The organism is Pseudophaeobacter sp. A-200-2 (assembly GCF_041008815.1).
Classification (GTDB): domain Bacteria; phylum Pseudomonadota; class Alphaproteobacteria; order Rhodobacterales; family Rhodobacteraceae; genus Phycobacter; species Phycobacter gallaeciensis_A.
Genome location: NZ_JAXGFU010000017.1, coordinates 34,239 through 53,056 on the forward strand (window position 1 = coordinate 34,239; position 18,818 = coordinate 53,056).

Annotated in this window: 24 protein-coding genes; 6 read left to right on the forward strand and 18 right to left on the reverse strand. The window is 58.7% G+C overall.

The window, feature by feature from the left end; genetic code table 11:
• The first annotated feature begins 264 nt into the window (after window positions 1-264).
• From SM766_RS19855 to SM766_RS19865, 3 genes are read left to right on the forward strand one after another with little or no spacing between them, the layout of a single operon-like run.
• Complete coding sequence (locus SM766_RS19855; RefSeq protein ID WP_274861710.1) at window positions 265-1,443, forward strand: ABC-three component system protein; 1,179 nt, start codon at window positions 265-267, stop codon at window positions 1,441-1,443.
• Window positions 1,440-1,943, forward strand: coding sequence for an ABC-three component system middle component 5 (locus SM766_RS19860; RefSeq protein ID WP_274861711.1), 504 nt, complete (start codon window positions 1,440-1,442; stop codon window positions 1,941-1,943). The genes SM766_RS19855 and SM766_RS19860 overlap by 4 nt, the downstream gene beginning before the upstream one ends.
• Entirely contained in the window at window positions 1,943-3,874 is a 1,932-nt protein-coding gene (locus SM766_RS19865; protein ID WP_274869046.1) for an AAA family ATPase, read from the forward strand. Before SM766_RS19860 ends, SM766_RS19865 begins: the two co-directional genes overlap by 1 nt.
• 99 nt (window positions 3,875-3,973) lie before the next feature.
• Here the strand turns inward: SM766_RS19865 and SM766_RS19870 are convergent, their stop codons facing one another.
• The 15 genes from SM766_RS19870 to SM766_RS19940 all read right to left on the reverse strand — a co-directional run bounded on the left by SM766_RS19870 (window position 3,974) and on the right by SM766_RS19940 (window position 15,531).
• A complete protein-coding gene (locus SM766_RS19870) occupies window positions 3,974-5,053 on the reverse strand; it encodes a TrbL/VirB6 family protein (RefSeq protein ID WP_274869045.1) in 1,080 nt (359 codons plus the stop codon).
• A gap of 6 nt (window positions 5,054-5,059) precedes the next feature.
• Complete coding sequence (locus SM766_RS19875; protein ID WP_274869044.1) at window positions 5,060-5,464, reverse strand: hypothetical protein; 405 nt, start codon at window positions 5,462-5,464, stop codon at window positions 5,060-5,062.
• A complete protein-coding gene (locus SM766_RS19880; RefSeq protein WP_274869043.1) occupies window positions 5,461-5,649 on the reverse strand; it encodes a hypothetical protein in 189 nt (62 codons plus the stop codon). The genes SM766_RS19875 and SM766_RS19880 overlap by 4 nt, the downstream gene beginning before the upstream one ends.
• Entirely contained in the window at window positions 5,646-6,632 is a 987-nt protein-coding gene (locus SM766_RS19885) for an ATPase, T2SS/T4P/T4SS family (protein WP_274869042.1), read from the reverse strand. The genes SM766_RS19880 and SM766_RS19885 overlap by 4 nt, the downstream gene beginning before the upstream one ends.
• A gap of 4 nt (window positions 6,633-6,636) precedes the next feature.
• The gene (locus tag SM766_RS19890) at window positions 6,637-8,016 is read right to left on the reverse strand and encodes a TraB/TrbI/VirB10 family type IV secretion system protein (protein WP_274869041.1); all 1,380 of its coding nucleotides are present in this window, start codon (window positions 8,014-8,016) and stop codon (window positions 6,637-6,639) included.
• Window positions 8,013-8,705 (reverse strand): TrbG/VirB9 family P-type conjugative transfer protein, encoded by a 693-nt coding sequence (locus tag SM766_RS19895; RefSeq protein WP_274869039.1) that lies wholly within the window; start codon window positions 8,703-8,705, stop codon window positions 8,013-8,015. The genes SM766_RS19890 and SM766_RS19895 overlap by 4 nt, the downstream gene beginning before the upstream one ends.
• 101 nt (window positions 8,706-8,806) lie before the next feature.
• Window positions 8,807-9,460, reverse strand: coding sequence for a VirB8 family type IV secretion system protein (locus SM766_RS19900; RefSeq protein ID WP_274869038.1), 654 nt, complete (start codon window positions 9,458-9,460; stop codon window positions 8,807-8,809).
• Window positions 9,461-9,476: 16 nt separating this feature from the next.
• Entirely contained in the window at window positions 9,477-10,286 is an 810-nt protein-coding gene (locus SM766_RS19905; RefSeq protein ID WP_274869055.1) for a type IV secretion system protein, read from the reverse strand.
• Window positions 10,286-11,374, reverse strand: a complete 1,089-nt coding sequence (locus SM766_RS19910; RefSeq protein WP_274869054.1) for a lytic transglycosylase domain-containing protein — start codon at window positions 11,372-11,374, stop codon at window positions 10,286-10,288. Before SM766_RS19910 ends, SM766_RS19905 begins: the two co-directional genes overlap by 1 nt.
• Window positions 11,375-11,429: 55 nt before the next feature.
• Complete coding sequence (locus tag SM766_RS19915; RefSeq protein WP_274869036.1) at window positions 11,430-11,597, reverse strand: hypothetical protein; 168 nt, start codon at window positions 11,595-11,597, stop codon at window positions 11,430-11,432.
• The gene (locus tag SM766_RS19920) at window positions 11,594-13,951 is read right to left on the reverse strand and encodes a VirB4 family type IV secretion/conjugal transfer ATPase (RefSeq protein ID WP_274869034.1); all 2,358 of its coding nucleotides are present in this window, start codon (window positions 13,949-13,951) and stop codon (window positions 11,594-11,596) included. Before SM766_RS19920 ends, SM766_RS19915 begins: the two co-directional genes overlap by 4 nt.
• A 7-nt stretch (window positions 13,952-13,958) precedes the next feature.
• Window positions 13,959-14,237 (reverse strand): VirB3 family type IV secretion system protein, encoded by a 279-nt coding sequence (locus SM766_RS19925; RefSeq protein WP_008327373.1) that lies wholly within the window; start codon window positions 14,235-14,237, stop codon window positions 13,959-13,961.
• Window positions 14,230-14,523 (reverse strand): TrbC/VirB2 family protein, encoded by a 294-nt coding sequence (locus tag SM766_RS19930; RefSeq protein ID WP_035252599.1) that lies wholly within the window; start codon window positions 14,521-14,523, stop codon window positions 14,230-14,232. Before SM766_RS19930 ends, SM766_RS19925 begins: the two co-directional genes overlap by 8 nt.
• A complete protein-coding gene (locus SM766_RS19935; protein WP_274869033.1) occupies window positions 14,520-15,134 on the reverse strand; it encodes a lytic transglycosylase domain-containing protein in 615 nt (204 codons plus the stop codon). The genes SM766_RS19930 and SM766_RS19935 overlap by 4 nt, the downstream gene beginning before the upstream one ends.
• Before the next feature lie 43 nt (window positions 15,135-15,177).
• Window positions 15,178-15,531, reverse strand: coding sequence for a hypothetical protein (locus tag SM766_RS19940; RefSeq protein ID WP_012187165.1), 354 nt, complete (start codon window positions 15,529-15,531; stop codon window positions 15,178-15,180).
• Window positions 15,532-15,734: 203 nt separating this feature from the next.
• Between SM766_RS19940 and SM766_RS19945 the strand changes: the two genes are divergently transcribed.
• From SM766_RS19945 to SM766_RS19955, 3 genes are all read left to right on the forward strand, one after another.
• Window positions 15,735-15,995, forward strand: a complete 261-nt coding sequence (locus tag SM766_RS19945; RefSeq protein WP_102884506.1) for a hypothetical protein — start codon at window positions 15,735-15,737, stop codon at window positions 15,993-15,995.
• 124 nt (window positions 15,996-16,119) lie between these two features.
• A complete protein-coding gene (locus SM766_RS19950; RefSeq protein WP_274869032.1) occupies window positions 16,120-16,377 on the forward strand; it encodes a helix-turn-helix domain-containing protein in 258 nt (85 codons plus the stop codon).
• Between the two features lie 168 nt (window positions 16,378-16,545).
• Entirely contained in the window at window positions 16,546-16,773 is a 228-nt protein-coding gene (locus tag SM766_RS19955; RefSeq protein WP_274869031.1) for a hypothetical protein, read from the forward strand.
• Window positions 16,774-16,992: 219 nt separating this feature from the next.
• Here SM766_RS19955 and SM766_RS19960 read toward each other — a convergent pair whose 3' ends face one another.
• From SM766_RS19960 to SM766_RS19970, 3 genes are read right to left on the reverse strand one after another with little or no spacing between them, the layout of a single operon-like run.
• Complete coding sequence (locus SM766_RS19960; protein ID WP_274869030.1) at window positions 16,993-17,604, reverse strand: transmembrane anchor protein; 612 nt, start codon at window positions 17,602-17,604, stop codon at window positions 16,993-16,995.
• A 15-nt stretch (window positions 17,605-17,619) separates the two neighbouring features.
• Window positions 17,620-18,345 (reverse strand): HupE/UreJ family protein, encoded by a 726-nt coding sequence (locus SM766_RS19965; protein WP_397444411.1) that lies wholly within the window; start codon window positions 18,343-18,345, stop codon window positions 17,620-17,622.
• 58 nt (window positions 18,346-18,403) lie between these two features.
• Entirely contained in the window at window positions 18,404-18,778 is a 375-nt protein-coding gene (locus SM766_RS19970) for a hypothetical protein (protein WP_274869029.1), read from the reverse strand.
• Window positions 18,779-18,818: the final 40 nt, after the last annotated feature.

The window sequence follows — 18,818 nt, forward strand, 5'->3', positions numbered from 1 at the left end:
CGCTGCCCTGGCGATACTTAAACCGCGAGGAGCATAAAGCAGACCTAGCCATGTCAAGTCTACAGCCGATCGACTACGGCTTCTACGCAGTCAGTGCCATCGTATGAGAGGTTTTCACAGCCGTTCTTTTCGACCAATGGCATACTTAGAGACTGGATTTAGGTGATGCCGGATAATACAACTACAACATGTTCTCCAGTTTTTTTCATAAGCTGTTCGTGTTCCGGCGTCTTAGGCGCCCTGCGTGAATCTTTGGGGCGATAGGTGACAGATCAACCGGACTTCAAATGCCTTTGCGGCAACGAAAATAGCGCTGTGGATGTGGTGTTCATTCACGGTCTGACAGGTGATGCGTCGAGCACCTGGATTGCTGAGGGTGGTACCGACTTTTGGCCGACTTGGCTGTTCGAAGATGTCCCCGGATTAGCGCTCTACAGTTTGGGCTTTCCAAGTTCCCTCTTTGCCAAGTGGGCGAAAAAGGAAATGGACATGTTTGAGCGCGCCGGGAATGTCCTTGAGCTGTTTGCTGGTCATGGCCTGGGAAAGAAGCCCATCATATTTGTCACCCACAGTCTTGGCGGTATCCTCATTAAGATGATCCTGCGCAAAGCGTGCGACGCAGAGGATGAAGACTGGAAGTGCATCGCCGAAGAGGCCCGCCTCGTTGTTTTTCTTTCAACTCCTCATACTGGTGCTTCCCTCGCGAGCGCGCTAGAAATCCTGCCGGGCACCTCAAAGCAGATCAAGCTCCTCGCAAATGAAACGGGCTTCCTGGAAGATCTGAACTTACACTACCGCAAGTTTGCGAACGGCTCGGATCATTTGAGTACGGCCATCTATTATGAAAAACACGCGACCAAGAAAGTGAAGGTGGTCGTCTCGCGTGATAGTGCTGACCCGGGCGTGGCCGGGGCAATCCCGGTTTCCGTTGACAAGGATCACATCAACATCTGCAAACCGCCGAACCGGGACGATATCGTGTTCCGCGGTATTCGGCGGCATGTAAGGAAAGTTGTAGATGCATGTCCTGCCGGGCAGGTTTTCGGCATCGAAAGCTATACCGAACCCTCAGACAGTGATCGTCGCGATCTTCTTCAGAAGCTGATTGATGCCGGGCGAGAGCATGAGTACGACCACGCGAACAATGCCCAGAACAGATTTGCGCGCCGATACGTCAAAACCGGACTGCTCACGGCCGCGCGTGAAGACCACGACAGCTTTCTCTCAGAGATTGAAGCGCGGTTCGTCACCCATGTCTTCCACCCGCTGATCTGTTCGTATGCGCCCGACAATGAAGTTCGCGCGGCTCTCCAGGATCATGTGATCCAACCCTTGACCAACAAGCAGATCGGGGGCTCGAAGTTTGATGCAACTTCGGTGTTGAACGCGCTCTATTACCTGACCGAGCAGTGCCACATCAGGTGGGATGCGCCGGAATCATGATCGGAAGACTGTGGTTTGCCCAACTCGATATCTACGATTGCATGCGCCGCATGGCCTGTCTTATGTCGCTGAGGCCAGACGGCTTTTTTAGAGAGCGGCTTTATATTTTGGATTTTTATTTCGCGAACTCTCCCATGCTCCACCATACGAAGATGAAGATCGATGTTAGATCGCAATTTCGAGAACTAAGAATACCCCGTCCGGAAAAATCTTTTGTGACATATCCATCAGCCCGACTGCTGTTTCATCAGATGGAACCAGTGCAAAAAGACGCCCTCAGCGCGCTCCTTGGCAAGGGCCTCGCGCAGCCAGTGAAGGACGATCCACGTGTCTTAACACTTTCCGCAGAAGGACGGTCACTCTATGACAGCAAGCTGCGTCACCACATTGACGATCACGAAATTGACTTGGCGACGTTTCTGATTGAGGATTTCGGCCCGGTCGGAGAAGACGGAATGAGAGCCTTGCGCGAAAGCACCGGGCTACGGAGAGCGAGCTGATGGCATCAATCGCACCGTTTCTCCAATTGGGTCGTTTCCGCGTCATGCGACGCGGGCGCGCAGCTTATGATCAGACCTTCCATGCGGGTGTAAACATCATCCGGGGGCAAAACGGCTCTGGCAAATCGACGATTTCAGATTTCATCTTTTACGCACTCGGCGGCGAATACGATGATTGGAAAGACGCAGCGAGCCAATGCGACGAGGTACAGGCCGAAATTCTCACTCCTCGTGGAGCCCTTGTGCTCAAACGCAGTATCGCAAAACGACAAGAACCGATTTCGGTTTTCTTCGGTGCCATGGCTGACGCCATGAAAAGCCCATTGGATGGGTGGGAGCGATATAATCTCCACAGAAGTGGAAGCGGCAAAGAGAGTTTCTCGCAGATCCTCTTTCGGTCGATGCTTATTCCCGAAGCTCAGAGCGATGGGGCATCCAACATTACAATGCATCAGCTTCTGCGACTCTGTTATTCTGATCAGCGCACACCTGCGACGCGTCTGTTTAGGTTCGAAAACTTCGATACACAAAACATTCGCGAAGCTGTCGGGGATCTGATTTGCGGCATCAGTGGCTATGAACTTTATGAGTTGACGCTGAAGCAACGCGAGCGACAGAAAGAATACGATGACGTTAATGCTCGCCTCAGCGCACTGCTGCGGTCGCTGCGCTCAAAAGAGGCGATCACGTCACCGGCGGCAATCCGCGCTGAGATTGGCAACCTCGCACGCGAACGCGAAAGAATAGAAAAGGAAATAGATGAGGTCGATGAACTCATAGAGCCGGGCGAAGTGTCTGAATATGTAAGACAGCGTCGCGACGCGCAACAAAAGCTGGTGAGGGAACGGGACAAACTTCGGGAGTTGGAAACCTCCGTCACCACCACCGAGTTCGAGCAGCGGGAACTAGCTGCGTTCCTTGATCACCTCGCGGAGCAAACCGAGAAGCTGGCGCGCGCCGAAAGCACTTTCGACGTGATTGGGCACATCGATTTTGTGCATTGCCCTGCGTGCGGCGAAACCTTGTCAGAAGATGTGCCCGAAGGAACATGTGCTGTCTGCAAGATGGAGAGAGACCCTGAAAAGGAGCAATCACGCTACAATCAAATTAGGCTCGATCTCGAGATTCAGATGCGCGAAACGCATCAGCTTATTTCTGACAAGGAATTCGCTCTGAGCAAGAACAAGCAGCAGCTCCGACAGGCAAAGCTCGCTCAAGAACAAGCTTTGCGAGACTTCAGTCTCCGGTTCTCGGGAAAGAACGGGCCACGTGAGGCATTTCTCGCGGAGCGCGCGAGCCGACTTGGTCACATCGATGCGGCAACGTCTCATATCTTGGCCCGAATGGAGACAGCCGAAGAAATCGAGCGCCTAAGCAAAGAAAAATCTGAGATCAATGAGGATCTGGAAAAAATCAAATCACGCATTGGTGCTCTGCGGACAGCTGCCTCGAAGCGCCGCAGCATTGCGCTCACAACCGCTGGCCGCATAGCAGCTAGGCTTCTCAGGTCCGACTTGCCCAGGCAAGAGGAGTTCATCAACGCACAAAACGTCACGATGGATTTCCAGAACGATTCTATGACGGTTGACGGCAAAATCAACTTTGCCGAGAGCAGCAATGTTTATCTCAAAAACGCTTCGATCCTCGCGTTGTTTTTGGCCGCAGGTCAATCTAGCGGCTTCTTCCATCCCCACTTTGCGCTCTTCGACAACATCGAAGACAAAGGCATGCAAGAAGAGCGAAGCCATCTGTTCCAAAGGCTGATCGTCGAGAATGTTACAGAGATCGAAAAGCCGTTTCAGCTAATATTCACGACCTCTATGATGAATCCGGAACTCGAGCTAGAGGACTATGTTATCGGTCCTGCATACACAAAAGAAAACAAGACGTTGGACCTTGGCATACCCAAGCAACGGGCAGAACAAACATAGATTGCCATTCGCTGAGATCACCTTTCTCAAAGTGAATGACCAGTGTGGAATGCGGCCCTCGACAACCGCCATCTTTGACCAACGGCAACTCCGGGACTTTTACCGCCGTCCAAGACGACCCAACCTTGAAAGCTGCGCCAGCATTCGGGCTCCTGTGCCGGTTGCGTCACCGGAAGGAGCTGCGGTTGGCCCACCCGCAGTATTGGGTCGGCTTGGCAACGCTTGCACACCAAAGAATTGTCGCGCGCGCAGAGCTGCGTATTCCGCGCCAGTCGCACCTCCGATGGCGTAGCGGTTGTAGACTTGTTGGCTGCCTGCGAGCCCTCTGGCGAAGGCATAGCTTCCCCCGAACCCGGCCGAGAGCGCCGGCATCATGATGTTTCCGGAAATCGCCCGAACCAGGAAGGGCGTTGCGATGATGAACCCCTTTGCCATCAGCACCATCATGAAGAACGGAATGAGCGCGCCGATATTGGAGGCGCCTTCCGGGTCGCCCAGCTCAGCAAGAAGCGCTCGCGAGACACCCGTGATCGTCGCGAACACGCCCGCAACGACGATCGGGTACATCGCAAAGGAAATCAGCGCCGAAAGCCAGCGTGCGAAGTAATCTTTGGTCACTTCAAAAAGGGTCAGGAAGATCATGACCGGCGCAATCCCGATCAGCAGAGCGATCATGAGCCTGGACGCAACGACGATAAACGCCGCCAAGCCACCGAGGATTGAGAGCAGCAAAACCCCAAGGGTGTCCAACAGGGCACCGGCCATCCAGTTCAGTTCAGACCCCGCAGCATTCAGATAGTCCCCGAGCGCCGCGATCAGGTCATCGAACTCCTCTGCGAAGGTGCCGGATGGGCCAGGTGATCCGCCGCCGACAGAGGCCACGAGCGACCCGGCAATGCTGTCGATCCCGTTCAGGATCGCCGCAGCAAGGATGTTGAACTGCACCCAGTTGGTTGCAAATGCGCCTATCAGTCCAATCTTCACGGCGAGCCAAAAGGCCGTACGCCCGTCCATGGCGCGATACTGGTAGATCGTGTTGATGAAAACCAGGATGACAACGAGTGTCGTGCCGAGTACGAGCATCGTTCCGACTGTTGCGGCAACCGCGCCAAATTGAGTCTCGGCAGCGGTATTGAGATATCCTTCAGCCGTTTCCACGAAGTAGGTGACGACGCTCATGGAACCCTACCAGTTTCCAGCGGCTTGGCAGATTGGTATGGCTTCACGCCGAAGCTCATTTGCCTGCCGTCGGTAATCTGAAGTCGCTTCCACGATGTCCCAGTATTCAGATGCGGCGAAATGTTCGACGAAGACGCCTTCAGCTGCCTCCCAAGACGGATACCGCGTCGGACATTCACAGCTTTGGGCTTCAACGATGCGTTGCATGCTCTTCGCACGATAGATTTGTTGGATCAGGAGCCGTTTGTGGGACTCGCGTACTTCGATGTCTTGCATCCACTGTGGCTCTGGAGGCTGGTCGGGACAGACATCTGGCGGGTTTTCGAGCGTTGGGATCAGGTTCCGCTCGGCCACGCCAGCGGTTGCGACAAGAACGACCAGCAGGCTTCCGATTGCAACGGCTCGCATCATTCTGATGCTGCCTTCGTATCAGCAATCTCTCGCTTCAGGAAAGTAGTGTAGCCGTAGTCACCGGCCTCGGCGGTGATGACTTCCCACCCTTCCGCGCCGCGCTCATTTAAGGCGCTTCGCATCGCGTCGTAGTCCTTTTGCTTCTTCACCTGGAAGAACAGGATGTCATATTCAAAGGTCTTCATTGGGAAGCTCCGATCTGATTTGCGCCGGGGAGGTAAAATTCGGTGATGCCGCGCCGGCCGTCATGCCGACCGGCCTGGATGATCACATCGATGGAGTTCTCGATGTACTGGATCATGTCGGTATAGGTCATCGGGATCTCGGTCTTGAGCGCCGCGATGGCCAGACGCTGCACGGCCAATTGCGGGGTTTCGGCGTGCAGTGTGGTCATGGACCCACCATGGCCGGTGTTGATTGCTTCAAGGAAGGTCATGGCCTCCTTGCCGCGCACCTCGCCGAGGATGATCCGGTCGGGGCGCATGCGCAGCGTGGCAGTGAGCAGCACATCGGCGGTCTGGAACTCCGCGTCGCGATTGGCGATGAGGGTCACGGCATTGGGCTGGGTCGGCAGAAGCTCGGCCGCTTCCTCGATGGTGACGATGCGTTCCTCGGATAGCACGTGCGAGAGGATTTTGCGCGCAGCCACGGTCTTGCCGGTGGAGGTGCCGCCCGAGACGATCATGTTGAGCTTATTGTCGACGCAAAAAGCCAGCGCATCGTCGATCACGCCCGCGGCTACGACCTCGCGCAACTCGCGCGTTTTTTCCAGGCGCAGTTCCTCGAGTTTGCGTTCCTTGCCATAGAGGAAATCGAGCGCGATCCCGTCGAGTGGCAGGCTTGAGAAGAACCGAAGGCTGATCGACATGGCCGAGAGCACGGCAGGTGGTGTGATGACCTGAGCCCGGATCGGGCGACCCTTGTAGGTGATCGAGACCGAGACGATCGGGCGGTCCTTGCTCATCGTGGTATTGGCGGAGGACGCAATCTGGTTGCCGAGGTCCTTAACCTCTGTGGCGGTCAGCTTCTGATCCAGTTTCCGCATGAAGTGATCGCCCTGGAATTCTCCCCAGCAGCTGCCATCGGGATTGATGCAGATCTCGATGACGTCGTCGCGTGCGGCAGCGTCGATCCGATCAAGCGAAGTTTGGAGATAGCTCAGCGACATGGGCTCAGAAGATCTCCAGGTCGCGGTCGACCATCACTGTGACGCGGGCCCCCTGGTCGACATAGATGACCGGACCGATCGAGAGATAATCGCCGATCACGCTGTCTGTGGCATCGGCCAGATCATCGCCCACGTCTTCGAGCACATCCGCTGTGGTCTCATCTTGCACATTTGCGGCGGCGGCGCTTGGAGCAGCGGAGATCAGCGAAATCAGCGCTGCCGAGCCAAAGCGCTCATCAAAGCGCGTGTCCACGAAACCGGTGACACCCGAACGGCCAAGTTCATCACCGCCGAAGGAGCTGATCTGGACGGTTTGGCCCGCGGGCAAGATGATCCGGTCCCAGGCGATGGTGACCCGGCGTTGCGCGATATCGACGCCAGAGCGATAGCGCCCGATGAGGCGGGATCCACGCGGGATCAAGAGCCGAGAACCGTCGAAACTGAACACATCTTCGGAGACGACGGCACGAGTCTGGCCGGGCAGAGAACTGTCGAGGGCGGTTTCCATGACGGCCTGGATCATCGTGCCCTGAATGATGGTGTTGGACGGGTTGGCAATGACTTCCGCTTGCGTCGCCGAAGTGGGCAGCGCGCCGTTCAGCACGAAATCCGCCACCTCGCCAAAGGTGCGCTCGGTGAGCGCCGTCTCATTCGCACCGGAGGTGCCACCAAAGGCGATGGTGGGCGAGGTGATCCGGCGTTCCTGAAACGCACGTTCCTCAGCCGCGCGGCGCTCGAGTTCCGCGAGACGTCTTGCTTCCTCCTCGCGGCGGAGCCGTTCTTCTTCCAGCGCGCGCAGCTCGTCTTGGCTTGGCCCGATTGGTGCCGGAAGGGGACGGTTGGCTTCGAGCTGCGCAAGTTCGAGGTCCATCCGGAGTTGCTCCAGCTCGCGATCGCGGGCCGTCAGCTCATCGCGAAACTGCTGTTGCGCGGCTTCCGACGCGGACTGCAAGGCGGCGATCTGGGCGGTCAGCGCATCGATGGCCTCCGCGGCTGCCGTGTCTTCTTGGACCACCGGTTCCGGCGCATTGCGCAATTCTTCGATCTGGGCCTGCAGGGCTGCGAGCTGTGCGAGAAGTTCTGCATTTGGTTCGACCGGTTCCGGCGCGACCAGAACCACCTCAGGCTCGGGTGGGGGCAGGGTTTCGATGGCGCCGAAGCCATCGCCTTCGTTCTGGAACACGTCCGGCGTGGCCGTGGGCAGGGCCTCCTCTTCCTCGGGTTCGGATAGGAGATAGAGCAAGGCACCGCCCGCGCCGATCACAAGGACGACGACCAATGCGAGCAGCGGTGAGCGCCGTGGGGCAGGGGGCGAACCAGCGCCTTTGCCTTGCTCGAGGGCGGCGAGGCGCTTTTCGAGGTCTGCGTTTCCTGTGTCACTCATGAGCCTACCCCCGCGGGCGGTGTGGCCTCGATGCAGACCACCTCTTCCCCGATCCGCAGGACCCATTGCCGGTTCACCCCAGAGACGCGGATCACGCCATCCTCGGTGGCCTGCGTATTGGCCGTCCGTTCGCGGCCATTGGCGTAGCGGAAGATCGCGGGCACCGGCGCGTTCCGCGGGAATTCGAAATACGTGAAGGTTCCGTCATCCCAGACGCGGGTCGGGGTGAAGTCGGTGCGCGCGCTGGCACCGTAATTGTAGTTTGGCGCTTGTGCCGCGATGGCCTGGGTCGGGCGCGCAGCGTCATCAGGATAGCGGAACTGCACCACGTAGAAGGTTGGGCTGCGGGATTCCTGGACGTTGAAGTAGTAACTCCGCCTGTTCGTGTAGACGGTCACGTTGGTATGGACACCGCGCGCGACGGGCTTGATCGCGAAGGCCTGACCGCCGGGGACGCCATCGATCTCGAAGCCTTCCGTGTCGCCCGCAATGATCGAGCGGATGCTTTCGGCCTCGCCGAACTCGATGGTGGTCACATGGGTGAGCGACACGCTGAGACGGTAGACCTGACCCTCCTGGTAGGTGGCCAAGCGCACCCGGCTGTCGTTGGGACCGCCACGCGGGATGGCTTCGGCGGAGGCAAGGCCGGGCAACAGGGCAATGACAAAAACAAGCGATCTTGTGAACAACCATGCGTTTCCGGAAAGAGTTGTGTCGCCAATACCCTGCCGCGCTGCGCGCTCTCGGGACATTGGCGACAAGGTATTTTGATTTGAATTCCGGAAACGCATTATTTCTCCAATCTGTCGGAGCGGATGGAATATTCGAGGACCGTGAAGCCGAAAGGATTGGTCCAGACCTCATCGATTGATCGGCGGGTCTCGGGGCGGAACTCGAAGAGAAGCGTGGCGGTGAAAAGCCCGGTTTGGACGCCATTGATGGAGGTCAGGCGCTTGCGCAGGCGGACCGTGGCGCGGTTGGTGCCGATGCGATTAATACTGAGGATCTCCACGTCGAGCCGCGCATTGGGGCCATAGACCGTCGGCGGGTAGTTCTCATTGGCGCTGTTCCAGATCTGGCGCAGCCCGCTCTCGGCCGCCCCGTCCGAGCGGCGCAGGACGCTTCGGATGCGAAGATCATTGTCGAGTTGGTTGTAGACCTCACGGTCGGTCACGTAGCGAAAGACCTCCGCCTCGATAATCGCCTGATTGGCGGTTACCGAGGTCGCGCCCACCGAGACCTCGGGGAGTGCGAAGCCAGTGGCCGGATCATAGGGCACGACCACAGGCGGCGGATCGACATCGAGGATCGCGACAGCCGCCGCGCTCAGGCATCCGAGAATGCCGAAGATGAGGCCGATCAGCCCAAGTCGCTGCCAGAGCCGTTCGCGGCGCAGGGCACCATAGACCAGCTCTTCTTCGATGATTTCCTGTTCACTCGCCACCTGTCACAACCCTTGATCAGTCTGCCCGCAACTCGGGCAGCGTGAAGTCCATAAACCGCTGCTCCTCGGCGATGGTGGCGGCATCGATCACACCGCCTGTGCCGTCACCTACGGTCTGCACGGCTTCGAGCTGCCACATGGCGACCAGCGCAATGGCGAGCTCCGCGGTCACGCGCGTGTTGAGGTCGATGCTTTCCTTGAGTTCGTCCATGTCATCGATGAGCCCAACAAGCCGGTCGACGCGTTCCAGCGATTGGCCCGCGTCCTCGTAGCTGTTCTGGGCAGCGGCCGAGACGAGCGCGCCGGTTGTGGCCTGGGTCGCAACGCGATTGGCCCCGGGATTGCCGCTCGTGGCCATTTCCGAGAGGGTGTCGTCGTCAAACCCTAGATCGGCCAGCACCCGGTCCATCTGGGTTTCGATCTCGCTCGCGCCGGAGCCAGAGAGGCCAGAGAAGTCTCCGGTCTTGATGGCTTCAATAGTGGCAAGGATGTCCCCGAACTCCTGATCGAGCAGGCCGTTCAGCTCGTCTTCCATTTCCGTGCGGATGATCTCCGGCAGTTCGGCAAGACGGGTGAGCGCCTCATAGGTTCTTTGCAGCTCCGCGAGTTGATCCGTGAGTGTCGCAAGCTGTTCGCGGAGCTGCGTCAGCTGCTCGTTTTGCAGGATCTCGTCTTCGATCATCTGCCGGAGCTGCTGGATGTTTTGCGCGATATTCTGGGTGTCGACGACCGGCACACCTTGCGCCGCGGCAGGGGAGAGGGTGCTGAAATGCAGACCGATCCCAAGCGTCGTGGCCAAAGCCGTTCTCAAGAACATCTGTCCCATCATTCAATCTCCCTGATCGTGAATTCCATGAACGTGCCTTCGGCCATACGGGCACTGGCCTGAGCCAGCTCTTCGGCGGAAAGGACGCGGGTGCGCGCTGCCTGGAGCCGGATGCGGGCGGCGACCAGGCGTACGAGTTCGGCGCGGGCATAGGTGTTGAGCGCGATGCTTTCCTGAACATCTTCCGTTTCGGAAATCCGCTCGACGATGTCCGCAATACGCAAGGCGGCCTGCCTAATCGCCGCAGGGGAATTGTTGCCATAGAAGGCCGCACCATGCCCGGTGATTGAGAGGTTCGCATTGGCTAGAAGCGCCGGATCGATCGTGCCGAGCGCTTCGATCCCACCGATGCGGCTCAGATAGAGATTGTAGCGTTCCGGGATAACCTGGACGTAGTGCTGGGTTTCAGCGAACGGCGGCACGCCACCATATTCGAACACGCGACCGGGTCCGGCGTTGTAGGCCGCGAGGGCGTTGATGACATTGCCATCGAATGTGTTGAGCTGGGCCGCCAGATAGCGCGCGCCTCCGTGCACCTGCAGGTAGGGGCTGTCGTAGTATTCCGGGTTGATGCCGAGATCGCTGGCCGTACCGGGCATGATCTGGGTGAGGCCAAAAGCGCCGACCGGCGAGCGCGCGCCGATGGTAAACCGGCTTTCCTGCCAGATGAGCGCCTGTAGGAGTGCGCGCCATTGGACTGGGGAGAGGCCCGCGCGGCCCACGCCCGCAAAGCCGCTGGTTTCCTGGGCGACGCGGATGATGAGTTGCTCGATGTTTTCTGCCGCATCCCCGAACATCTGTGCGCCGCCGGGATTGGGGTCGATCTCGGCATTGCCGTAGACCGCTTCGACGGAACGGTCCGGATCGCCGCTTCCGTTTTCCAGCCCTGAAACCATCGCGGGTAGGCCCTGGCCGCCGAAGCTGGTTTGGGCATCGAGGATGCGTTGCAGGGTTTCCAGTTGGTCGCGTTCGATCTCGGCAATGAGTTCGCGCACGGCAAGCTTGTCGGCCTGGACCGCGAGGTCGGCCTCCCGATCCCCGGTTTCGACGATATCACGCGCGGTCAGCCCACTGTCATTGGTCGGCACACCTTGAGACGAGGCCAGACCGGGCAGCAGGCAAAGAGCCACGATATGAGGCAGGCTAGACTTCAATGTCGCCCTCCGGCGCATCTAGAGGCGCAAAGGTGCAATCAGGCGCGACAGGTGCCGTGGACGCGAGGAATGTGAAGCAGTTCGCCTGCGGTTCCTGGTACTGGGCGCAGGAGGCCAAAGCGCCGAGCGCGGTGAGAAAAAACAGGGTACGGATCATGAAAGCCTCCAGAAGTCGGGGCGGTCGCGGTAATCGGCGCCGACCAGCGCCTCGCCTTTTTCCATGCCGCCGAGGATGGTGAGATTGGGCCCGAGGGCGCTCAGATCGGCATCGACGACGATGGATCCCTGGTCGTCGCGGATGAGAGCAAGGCGGCTGTCGCTGCCAGTGTTGAGAAGCACGTCGAGTTCCTTCTCATAGAGGTTCAGCATCGCGTAATCGGCGGCATGGGCGCGGATATTCGGGAGCAGGATCTGCGTCGGCACCGCCTCGACAATCGTCTTGCCGGTCCGGGTGCGCTCGAGCTGGCTGGCGTATTGCGTCATCATCACCGCGACGGTGTTCTGCTTGCGCGCAGTCACCAGCCAGTTCGACAGCCGCTCGGCGAAATACGCGTTATCGAGCGCCTTCCAGGCCTCGTCGATCACGATGATCGTGGGGCGACGGTCCTCGATCTCGCGCTCGACCCGGCGGAAGAGATAGGAAAGGACAGCCATCCGTTCCTTTTCCGCCTCGCTGTCGAGAATGCCGGTGAGATCGAAGCCGACAACATCTCCTTCGAGCGAGAAGGTGTCTTCCAGCGTCTGCCCGAAGATCCAGCCGTAGCGGCCCTCTTCGGTCCATTCGAGCAATCGCTGGTGCAAATCGCCGCCATCATCGGTGGAGACGAAAAGCGATGCGAAATCCCGCCAGTTCCGCAGGGCCGGATTGGAGGCCTGCGCGTTCTGACGCACGACTTCTTGGATGCGGTTGGTCTGTGCCGGCGTCAGCGGCTTGTCTGCGCGATAGAGCAGGGTGGCGAGCCAGTCCGAGAGCCAGGCGGTGCCGCGACTATCAGTTTCCGTCCAGAGCGGGTTGAGACCGGTGGGTTGCCCGGCCTTGAGCGATGCATAACGCCCGCCATTGGCGCGGACCGCCATCTCCATACCGAGGCGGTAATCGAAGACGAAGATCCGCGACTCTGCTCGACGGGCTTGCGTCATGAGGAAGGCCGAGAGGACCGATTTGCCTGACCCGGGTCGTCCCATGATCAGCGTATGCCCGCTGGTCGGTTCTTTGTCGGGCGAGCCTTGCTCGTGATAGGAAAACCGATAGGCGCTCTGCTCGGGCGTGGGCAGATAAGTGATGACCTTGCCCCAAGGGGTTTTCGCGGCGGGTTTCCCTAGCTGCGTTCGGTGGAAGGCTGCAAAATCCGCGAAGTTGCGATTGGTGATCGCACTGGCACGCACGCGCTTGGGCTGGTTGCCGGGGTGCTGGCTCAGGTAATGCGCCTTGGCCGCGACCCGCTCGCCGATCATCTTCACGCCCTCGGTCGCGGCGGCGTTGAGGATCTCGGCGCTGAGCGTTTGCAACTCGTCCAGCGTGTCACAGAAGATCGTCACGACCATGTGGTGCTCACCGAAACTCTGGCGTTTGGCCTCGAGATCATCGGCAGCGATATCAAGGGCTTCGAGGAGCGAGAGGGCCGCGTCCTGGCTCGCCTGCATCTGCCGCTTTTGCCGTTTGATGCGGCCCGCCATGAGGTTCGAATTTATCGGCGTGAAGGAATGCGTGACGATCATGTCGACAGGCAGGTTCAGCATGTCGAACATGGTGCAGGAGGTCGCCTCGGAGTATTCCCCGATGGTGAAGCTCTTCCCAAAGCGATGCCCCACGACTCCTTCGGAGAGCTCGAAATGATCGCCGTGGAACGTCACGCGGGTATTGGCGACGTTGAAGGACAGGAAGCCATAGGTATTGGCTGGGTAGAGCGGCAGTTCTTGACCTGTGTTGAGCGCCCCAAGAAAGCCAATCAACTCGCCACTTTCTGCCGTGAGCACGCGCGGATTTAGCTCCGTCAGGCCTGACGTGAACACGCTCACCGCCTCACCAAGGCGGCGCAGTCGCTTTTGCGTCGCTTCCTTGAGGCGATCCGGGGCGCTGCGATTGAGGAAGGGCAGGACGCTTTTGGGGGGCGGGCGGTGAATGACGGTGAGGGTCAGGGTCTTGTCGCGCAGGCCGCTGGTTTCGAGTTTCGAGCGCCAGAGCCGGTCGACTTCTCCTGCAAAACTGTCCTCGCGCACAGGCTCGAGGTCCGGCGTGATCGCCTTCGAGACCTTGTGGACGTAATAGCTGAACTCCGGCCCCAGCTGCGCAATGATCCGGGCAAAGAGCGCGGTCACCTTGTCGAGATAGGCGTCATCGGTCGTGTAGCTATTGACCCCGTCGAGCCGGATGCACTGGAAAAGCTCGTTGACCCGGGTCCGCACGGTCTGGTCATCAACTAAGCTCACATAGGGCAGCATGTGCGCGAGGCGGGTCTCGCGCGCATACCAGTCTGGCGTCATTGTGCGGGCATCGAGCGTTTCGTCCATGGCTGTATTAGGGCGCATAGCTGTCCCCGCCATGAATGGAGCGGTTGCGCGTCGGCGGTGTCTCCTGCAGCGCCGTCATCATCACGTCGATGAAGCGCGGGTCCCAGTCCGCGGCCTTCCAAAGCACGGGGTAGAGCAGGGCGGCCACGCCCAGCACCGCTATGTGCTGGACCCAGACGAACAAGAGCACCGAACCGAAGAGCCAGACCATCGCGTACATGATGGGCAGGCCCAAAAGCTTGGGCGGTCGCACGAGACCCAGAAAGAGGGGCGAGCGCTCAGCCACCGGCAAAGACCGCTGCAACAATGGTGGGAGCGGCGGCAACACCGGCGATACCAACAAGCACCCAGAGGGCTTGGCGCAGGTCGATGATGTTGAAAAACCAGCTCAGGAAGACGCCCAGCACGGCCAGCGTCGCGATGACGACGCCAAGCGGGCCGGTCAGCGCATCGACGATCCCCTGCAACAAGCTCTGGATCGGGGAGAGATCGATGCTTTGAGCAAGCGCAGGCTCTGCGACGAGCAGGAAGAGCGCGAGCGACGCAATAAACAGGTTAGATATGTGCTTCATGAATTTGATCCTTCCAATCGGGCCACGACGGCCATGACACGGGCCACGTGGGTCTGGGTTTCTCGGTAGGGGGGAATGTCGCCATACTGGCGGACCGCATCGGGTCCGGCGTTATAGGCGGCGAGGGCGAGACGGGGATTTCCGAACTCACTCAGCAGCATCGCGAGGTAGCGGGCGGAGCCGTCGAGGTTCTGCAGCGGATCACGCGGGTCGACGCCGAGGTCCCGCGCCGTCGCTGGCATCAATTGACCAAGGCCAATAGCGCCCGCACTCGAGACCGCATCCTGCCGGTAGGCGCTCTCCACCTCGATATTGGCCCGGTAGAGGGTCAACCAATCGCGAACCGAGAGCTCCGTGCGGCGCAGCCCGGGATGACCCGCGTAACGAAGAGCGGTGGCCTCGATGGCCGCCAGAACATCGGCGCGTGGCAGGGGTGCAGGCCGCGAGAGGGCTGCCAATTGGATGTCTTCTGGCTCATCGTCCTGTTCGCCAAAGATCGCCAGATCGTCCGACGCAGACCCCTGTCCAATGCCGTCATTGTAGTTGCGGGCGAAGCTGCCCTGGGAGCGAGACGGGGTCAGAGAGCCATCGCTCTCCATGACCAACACCATTTGAGCAGCGGCGGGACCCGCGAGATACCAGAAAAGAAGAAGGCTACTTGCTGCCGCCCTTGTCGGTTGCAGCCAGCTTGTGCGTTGTCCGTTGGCCTTCCTCGAGCGGCACATCGGCATGGGAGAAACCGATCCCGATAAGGAAGGACACCACGCCCGTGATGGTTTTGAACTCGCGGATCTTGATGTCGTTGTAGGTCGTCCGGGTGCGGGCCGTGACCAGCAGCTTCTCCACGCCCTCGTCAGAGACGACACGCATGATCCAGACCCCATAATAGCTGGGGCCCTTCTTGTGTGCCGACTCCTGGCACAGGATTTCAGCGCTATAGCCGCTTTCCACAAGTTCGCGGAAACGCGCTTCCGTAACCACATTTGGTGCTTCGATGTCCCAGTTCATGGCCCGGCTCACGCTTTCTTCAAACGCGCAACGCCCGGGCATTCCTACTTGAAGCCCAGAGTTACGATAGTATATTATTAACCGCAAGATATAATGCGGCAGATACGGCTGTATCTCGGTTACTCAAACTCTAGGCACGGCCATTGGCGTCTATCAAGGAAAATAGAGGTTTCAGAAACCTGCGGTTGAGCCGATGGGTGGGCATGCAGTCTGTAGCAATGCTTTTGCTCGTTCCGGCTGCAAGCCACGCTGAATCCTGTCTCGCCCCTGTCCGGCCGTTTGTTCCAAGCGATTCGCAAGCGGCCAGTGACTATGCCGATATCATTCGGCGGGACTTTGAGGTCTACATCACGGACATTCAGGACTACTTTCGCTGTCTCGAGCTGGAGCGTGCGCGTGCCTTCGACGAAGCCCGCGAAGTCAGTCAGGACTACGGACGGTTTTTGGAACTGGTGGGGGATTGATGGGCCACTGGGCATGCACCAGACTTGCAGCCCTTGGAAACCAGACGCCGATAACACCCTCAAATATCTACTTTTTAGATAACAGATTTCATCCGCTAGCGACGTCACAAAAGGTATGTGACGCGTGGCGAAAACAATCAGAACAAATGGCCAGTTGGCGCTCGTCCGTGCGTTGGTTGAAGCACGTCAGAATGCGGGTCTCAGCCAGCAGCAGTTGGCAGCCAAGCTCAAGCGCCACCAGTCGTTTGTGGCACGTCTCGAAAGCGGCGAGCGTCGTATCGACGTCGTGGAGTTTACAGTTCTGGCGAGGGTCATTGGCTTTGACAAAAACGAAGTCCTGTCGATTGTCGAAGCCGCCACGGAGCCCGACCACAAAATTTGAAAGCAAAGAAATTTTGGGGCGTTCCGCTTTGGATGTCTCCTCGTGACATCAGCTTCCTCAATGAAGAGCAGTTAGCCAACATCCACCACGTGCGGCCTTCGGCGCAAGTTAGCGCCTTATGATACCACGCCGCAAATTCAGCGCCACAGTGCAGGAAGTCAGTAAACAGTGAACGATGATAAAGGTGAGGGCGTCGCGATCGCCAATCTGATCGGGACCGATGGGTGCAGCATTGTTGGTTGGGTGTATCGATGGACGACAGGCGCCCATGCGGTGATGTGGGACGTCCACGGGCCCCAGCCGGTATCGGAAGCCCGGCCGGATCTGACTGCGGAACAGAAGCAAGAAATCGACTTCGACGGCCTCAAGCGGATCCGAAGAAGCGGCACCAAATAAGCTTACCAGATAGTCGCCACCACTCAATTGGTAGAAAGAGACGGCTGACTCGCCGGACATCGTGGAAGATGGCAAGGTAGGAACTTATGGGGCGCTATCTACCGAGTTGATTTCATCCCGCGAAAGTCAGCTTCTGTGAAGCTGGCAGATCAAATTGTCAAACTTGAGTGTATGCGTATATGGAGCGCACCTGTGGTCTCTGAGGTGCGCTCCATCCATTTACTCGTCTCGCACAATGGCGCTGTAGTCCCCGCGCAGTAACAGGGTGACGGTCACCGCCGCGTCATCGCGATTGCGCCAAAACCAGCCGTGATCGCCCGCGAATGGAGTATCGAAGCTACCGATCCCTTCTGTTTGACCGCGGCCCTTTTCGTATGTGACGGCATCATCGCCCGCGTGAGCATGCAGATCGAAGTTCACTCGTCCGCCGGTCGAGGACCATTCATAGAAGAGGGTTGCGCCTTCCTCCATGGTGACCTTGATCTCAGTGTATTCCCCGGGTTCCAAGGTGAACGTGATCGTGTCTTGCCAGGCCTCCTGCGCGTGGGCGGTGGACACGAATAGCCCGAGGATGTCGTCCATCAGCGATGGCTGGACTTCGCTATGCGTTTCCGCATCGGCTTCTGCTTCTGCCTTCAACTGCTGCTTGATCTCGCCCATTTCGGTGAGGCCCAGAAGCGAGCCGATGCCTGTCGGGTCCCGGCCCAGTTCAGCGGGCATGTAGACGGCCACGCCGATAAAGACCGCGCCGATACCGGCAATGATGGACGACCGGCGAAGCTGCGCCTTGCTGGGAAGGTCTTCGAGCTTGGGTTGTGGTGCATTATACATGGGTAATCTCCTCGATCAGGCTTGTTGTAGGTAGGTGATGTAACCGGCGATCTGGATATAGGTCAGCCAGACCCCCAGCCCGACCATGATCCAGTTGGCATAGGCCGCTTGCCGCAGGAAATTCGGGCTTCGCCGCCAGTATCCCATCACGATCAGAATGACGAAGAGCGCCAAAAGCTGGCCGACCTCGACGCCCACGTTGAACGAAAGAAGGTTGGCAAGCAGGCCGTCGGCTGCGATTTCGTATTCAAGGATTTTTGATGCAAGACCCGTGCCGTGGAACAGGCCGAAGATCAGCGTTGCAGCCTTGGTGTTGGGCTGGAAGCCCAGCCATTTCTGGAACATGCCAAGGTTGTCGAGGGCCTTGTAGATCACCGACAGGCCGATGATGGCATCGATGATATAGGCATTGATGCCCCAGCCGAACCAAACACCGAGAAGCATCGTGACCGAATGCCCGATGGCAAACAGGCTGACGTAAATCGCCACGTCCTTCATGTAGTAAAGGAAAAAGACGACGCCGAGCAGGAACAGGATATGGTCGTATCCCGTGATCATGTGCTTTGCGCCAAGGTAGATGAACGGGATGATATGCACCCCCCAGATTTCCTGGATATAGCCTGCGTCACCGGGGGTGACGTCATGGGCAAGGGCTGCGCTTGTTGACAGCACCAGTGTTGTGAGAATGAACAAGGCAAGACGCGTTGACATGCGACTGAGGCCCCGAGTGAGGGTCTTCATGGGTTTACTCCGCTTTGGATTGAACGTGATCGAGTGCACCGTGGCAAAGCCACGCCGATCATGCGCGCGGAGGTCGGTCTATTCGGAACTGACGAGACGGCCCGCTGAACGCAGATATGCTCAGCCAGATTTCACTGATCGCCGCAACTGGCTCCGGACGTGGCCCTTTTGAGAGAAATGCCTGGTTGTGATCATGGTCGGCCACATCGTGACTGTGGCCGTGCATGGCCCAGTAGAGGTCCTCTTCAAACCCGTGCGAATGGCCATGATCCGCGATCATTTCCAGATGGTCCTGGATTGTCTCAAACACAGCAGGTGTGTGCGTTGCAGTCGGCACGACGGACCAGACGGTCAGCGACAGGCACAGAAGCGTCGCAAACGCTATCCGCCCATATGCCGCAATTGCTCTCATTCGATCTGCCCGCTCAGCCATGCGGCCTCTCGTGAGACCGTCTTGTTCTATCCTCCCTGGG

Coding starts and splice junctions, on each gene's coding strand:
- SM766_RS19860 (WP_274861711.1), top strand. CDS start 1,440: ATGATCGGAAGACTGTGGTTTGCCCAACTCGATATCTACGATTGCATG.
- SM766_RS19865 (WP_274869046.1), top strand. CDS start 1,943: ATGGCATCAATCGCACCGTTTCTCCAATTGGGTCGTTTCCGCGTCATG.
- SM766_RS19870 (WP_274869045.1), bottom strand. CDS start 5,053: ATGAGCGTCGTCACCTACTTCGTGGAAACGGCTGAAGGATATCTCAAT.
- SM766_RS19875 (WP_274869044.1), bottom strand. CDS start 5,464: ATGATGCGAGCCGTTGCAATCGGAAGCCTGCTGGTCGTTCTTGTCGCA.
- SM766_RS19880 (WP_274869043.1), bottom strand. CDS start 5,649: ATGAAGACCTTTGAATATGACATCCTGTTCTTCCAGGTGAAGAAGCAA.
- SM766_RS19885 (WP_274869042.1), bottom strand. CDS start 6,632: ATGTCGCTGAGCTATCTCCAAACTTCGCTTGATCGGATCGACGCTGCC.
- SM766_RS19890 (WP_274869041.1), bottom strand. CDS start 8,016: ATGAGTGACACAGGAAACGCAGACCTCGAAAAGCGCCTCGCCGCCCTC.
- SM766_RS19905 (WP_274869055.1), bottom strand. CDS start 10,286: ATGGGACAGATGTTCTTGAGAACGGCTTTGGCCACGACGCTTGGGATC.
- SM766_RS19915 (WP_274869036.1), bottom strand. CDS start 11,597: ATGATCCGTACCCTGTTTTTTCTCACCGCGCTCGGCGCTTTGGCCTCC.
- SM766_RS19920 (WP_274869034.1), bottom strand. CDS start 13,951: ATGGACGAAACGCTCGATGCCCGCACAATGACGCCAGACTGGTATGCG.
- SM766_RS19930 (WP_035252599.1), bottom strand. CDS start 14,523: ATGAAGCACATATCTAACCTGTTTATTGCGTCGCTCGCGCTCTTCCTG.
- SM766_RS19935 (WP_274869033.1), bottom strand. CDS start 15,134: ATGGTGTTGGTCATGGAGAGCGATGGCTCTCTGACCCCGTCTCGCTCC.
- SM766_RS19940 (WP_012187165.1), bottom strand. CDS start 15,531: ATGAACTGGGACATCGAAGCACCAAATGTGGTTACGGAAGCGCGTTTC.
- SM766_RS19945 (WP_102884506.1), top strand. CDS start 15,735: ATGCAGTCTGTAGCAATGCTTTTGCTCGTTCCGGCTGCAAGCCACGCT.
- SM766_RS19960 (WP_274869030.1), bottom strand. CDS start 17,604: ATGTATAATGCACCACAACCCAAGCTCGAAGACCTTCCCAGCAAGGCG.
- SM766_RS19965 (WP_397444411.1), bottom strand. CDS start 18,345: ATGAAGACCCTCACTCGGGGCCTCAGTCGCATGTCAACGCGTCTTGCC.
- SM766_RS19970 (WP_274869029.1), bottom strand. CDS start 18,778: ATGGCTGAGCGGGCAGATCGAATGAGAGCAATTGCGGCATATGGGCGG.